Origin of the sequence: uncultured Lamprocystis sp. (genome assembly GCF_903933125.1) — a bacterium.
Taxonomy (GTDB): Bacteria; Pseudomonadota; Gammaproteobacteria; order Chromatiales; family Chromatiaceae; genus Thiodictyon.
Genome location: NZ_CAIZIZ010000015.1, coordinates 1 through 3,263, shown reverse-complemented (window position 1 = coordinate 3,263; position 3,263 = coordinate 1). Strand labels below are relative to the sequence as shown.

The following is a 3,263-nucleotide window of genomic DNA, read 5'->3' as shown; positions in this document are numbered from 1 at the left end:
GCTCAGCAGCCCGACAATCGGCAGGCCGCTGCGCGGGCCTGAGATGCTGCCTGAAAACACAAAGACAAAGAAGGTAACAGCCAGGGGGATCGAGCCGAGCACCACCTGGAGCCAAAAACCGATCTTCCCCAAACGGGAAAAGGTCTTGGCCAGACCCTCGATCTTTGCGCCATGCAGACTCTCAACGATTCGCGTGAACATACTCATGACTGACACCTCGGCCGCATATTGCGGTCCGGCTGGGGGAGTGATCGAAGCGGAGCCGGGAGGCCCAGATCCGGATTTAGGAAACAACCGGGTCGTAGATAGTGTCAAAAGAAAGACAATAAAGCGACCTGCCAGGACGGCGACCAGAACGCCGGCGCTGAGGAGCGGCAGCAGCTTGTTACGACATGGATGACTCATCGTGGGTTGACTCCGGGTTGCTTTGTTGCTCATCAGTTGGGATACACGGGATTGCACGTCCTTTGCCCTCCTGACCTGGCGTTGTCCAGAATCGAGGACAACTGCAGGTGAACACATGATTTGACGGAAATCGCCTAAGACCTCGGTTAGCGTAAGCTTCGCCCGGCTCGGCTGGCACTGCGCCCTTGCAGAGTACCTTCCTTCGATGCTAGGTTCCTGCTTCAAGCCGCCTTGCCCATAAAGCTGGTTTTCCTATTCCTTCCCTTATCCCTATGACGCATCTCATTGCAAGTCTGCGCATTCGTGCCCTCGGCGTCGCGGTTCGCCTCGTGCCGGCGCCGACGCCGTTCATGCTGACGGGGCCGGGCTCGTCGATCGAGCTCGCCCGCTTGATCGCCGACCGCGGCGCTCGGTCCGTCCTCGTCGTGACCGACCAGGTGCTAGTCGAGCTTGAGGTCGTCACCCCGGTGTTGAACGCGTTGAAGGCGGCCGGCCTCGCGGTGACGGTGTTCTCGGAGGTCGAGCCCGATCCGACCATCGACATCGTCATGGCGGGGATCGAGCAGCTCCGGGCGTCGGGGGCGACCGCGGTGCTTGCGGTCGGCGGCGGCTCGCCGATCGACGCCGCGAAGGCCATGATCGCATGCCACGCGAGCGGCCGTCGTCCGCAGGATCTCGATGGCTACTTCAAGGTCCGCGCCCCCGTCGTGCCGTTCTTCGCGGTGCCGACCACGGCGGGCAGTGGCTCGGAGGTGACTGTCGGTGCCGTCGTCTCCGATCCGGGGGCCGGGCGGAAATTCACCATCGTCGACAACAAGCTCGTGCCGAAGGCGATCGCGCTCGATCCGAACCTCATGGTCGGCCTGCCGCCGCACGTGACCGCAGCCACGGGCATGGACGCGCTCACGCATGCGATCGAGTCCAACCTCTCGACACTCGCCACACCGGCGACGCGCGCCCTGTCCGTGGCCGCGGCGCGCGCGATCTTTCGCGATCTGCCCCGGGCTTGCGAGGATGGTCGTGACATCGCCGCCCGGCAGAGTCTTGCTGTCGCGTCCTGCCTTGCTGGCCTCGCCATCACCAGGGCGAGCATCGGTTACGTCCACGCGATCGCCCACCAACTCGGCCCGCTCTACCACCTCCCGCACGGGCACCTGAACGCGATCTTGCTCCCGTACGTGCTCGACTTCTACGTGGATGGCGCCGCATCGCGGCTGGCGGAGCTCGCGCGCGCCTGCGGGCTCGGGCGGGACGGCGAGGACCCCAGGTCGCTCGCGCTGAGTCTCGTCGCCGCGATCCGACGGCTGAACGCGTCCGTCGGCATCCCGCCAACGATCGAGCAGATCGCCGACGCAGACATCCCCGAGATCGTGCGGCGCGCGCTGGCGGAGGCGCACGGAACCTACCCGGTGCCGATGTACATGTCGGCCGCCGACTGCGCGACCATCGTGCAGCGCGCGGCTGGCCGTGTCATGGTCGCGGCGACGGATGATCGCTCACGAGCGCCCGGAGCAAGACCCGAGAAGGAGGATATCTAAGCCATGGAATCGTCTGCACTCACCCTTGCCCAGTGCCTCGAACAGCAGCGCGCGGCCCATCGAGCCGACCCGTACCCGGACCTGGAACGGCGCAAAGGCCACCTCGCGGCGCTGCACCAGTTCCTCCAGGAGAACGAGGCGGCGATCATCGCGGCCATTGACGCCGACTTCGGCGTGCGACCGGCGACCGAGACACGGCTGCTCGAGCTCTTCCCGGTGCGTCAAGGCATCCGCGACGCGACCGGGCATCTCGCGAAGTGGATGCGTTCACAACGTCGATCGGTCGACCAATTCATCTTTCCCGGCGCAAAGAACCGCGTCGTCCCCCAGCCTCTCGGGGTAGTGGGCGTGATCGTTCCCTGGAACTTCCCGATCCAGCTCGCGTTCGGTCCGCTCGTCGACATCCTTGCCGCCGGCAATCACGCCATGGTGAAGATGTCGGATCGATCCGTACACCTCGCACGCCTCCTGATCGAGGTCTTCCCGCGCTATTTGCCGACCGAGAAGGTCGCGTTTTTCGAAGATCTCGGGCGCGGCCCGGAGTTCTCGAAACTTCCGTTCGACCACCTGCTTTTCACCGGCTCCAGCGGTGTCGGACGCGCCGTCATGGCTTCGGCGGCGGCGAACCTTTGTCCGGTGACCCTCGAGCTCGGCGGCAAGGCCCCGGCGGTGGTCGCGCCCGACTTTCCGCTGGCGACGGCCGCCGAGCGCATCCTCTGGGCCAAGTGCATGAACGCCGGTCAGGTGTGCGTTAACGTCGATTACCTGTTCTTGCCCGAAGCGAGTACCGACGCGTTCGTCGCGCATGCCAAGCGGCTCGTCGCAGAGCGATATCCCGATCTGAACGGCCCGGACTACACCACGATCATCGATCAGCCTGCCTTTGAACGGCTCGTCGCGACGCTCGAGGATGCGCAGGCGCGCGGGGCGACCGTCATCAACCTGGCGCCGGACCAGCAGCTCGATGCCGGTCGCCGCAAGATCGCTCCGCACATTGTGCTCGGGGTGAGCGACGAGATGACGATCATGAAGGAGGAAATCTTCGGGCCGCTCTTGCCGGTCAAACCGTATCGCGAGGCTGACGAGGTCATCGCTTACGTCAACGCTCACGACCGCCCGCTCGCGTTCTATCCGTTCACCAACGACAAGCGACTCGCCGAGCGGTACATCACCGAGGTGCTCTCGGGCAGCGTCGGCGTCAATGAGGCCATCGTGCAGGTGGGGCAGCACGACCTGCCGTTCGGCGGCGTCGGCGCGAGCGGCATGGGGCACTACCATGGCTACGAGGGCTTCCTGACCTTCTCGAAGCTGCGGCCGGTC

General features: G+C 65.1%; 3 protein-coding genes. 2 read left to right on the top strand and 1 reads right to left on the bottom strand.

Going from position 1 to position 3,263, the window contains the following annotated elements:
* Positions 1–405, bottom strand: a 405-nt coding sequence (locus QZY03_RS00780; protein WP_295577215.1) for a DUF3611 family protein, incomplete at its 3' end; no start/stop codon positions are given.
* A gap of 272 nt (positions 406–677) precedes the next feature.
* Between QZY03_RS00780 and QZY03_RS00775 the strand changes: the two genes are divergently transcribed.
* Positions 678–1,943, top strand: coding sequence for an iron-containing alcohol dehydrogenase (locus tag QZY03_RS00775; RefSeq protein ID WP_295577213.1), 1,266 nt, complete (start codon positions 678–680; stop codon positions 1,941–1,943).
* Between the two features lie 3 nt (positions 1,944–1,946).
* Positions 1,947–3,263 (top strand): coniferyl aldehyde dehydrogenase (locus QZY03_RS00770; protein ID WP_295577211.1); only part of this gene is annotated, 1,317 nt, incomplete at its 3' end.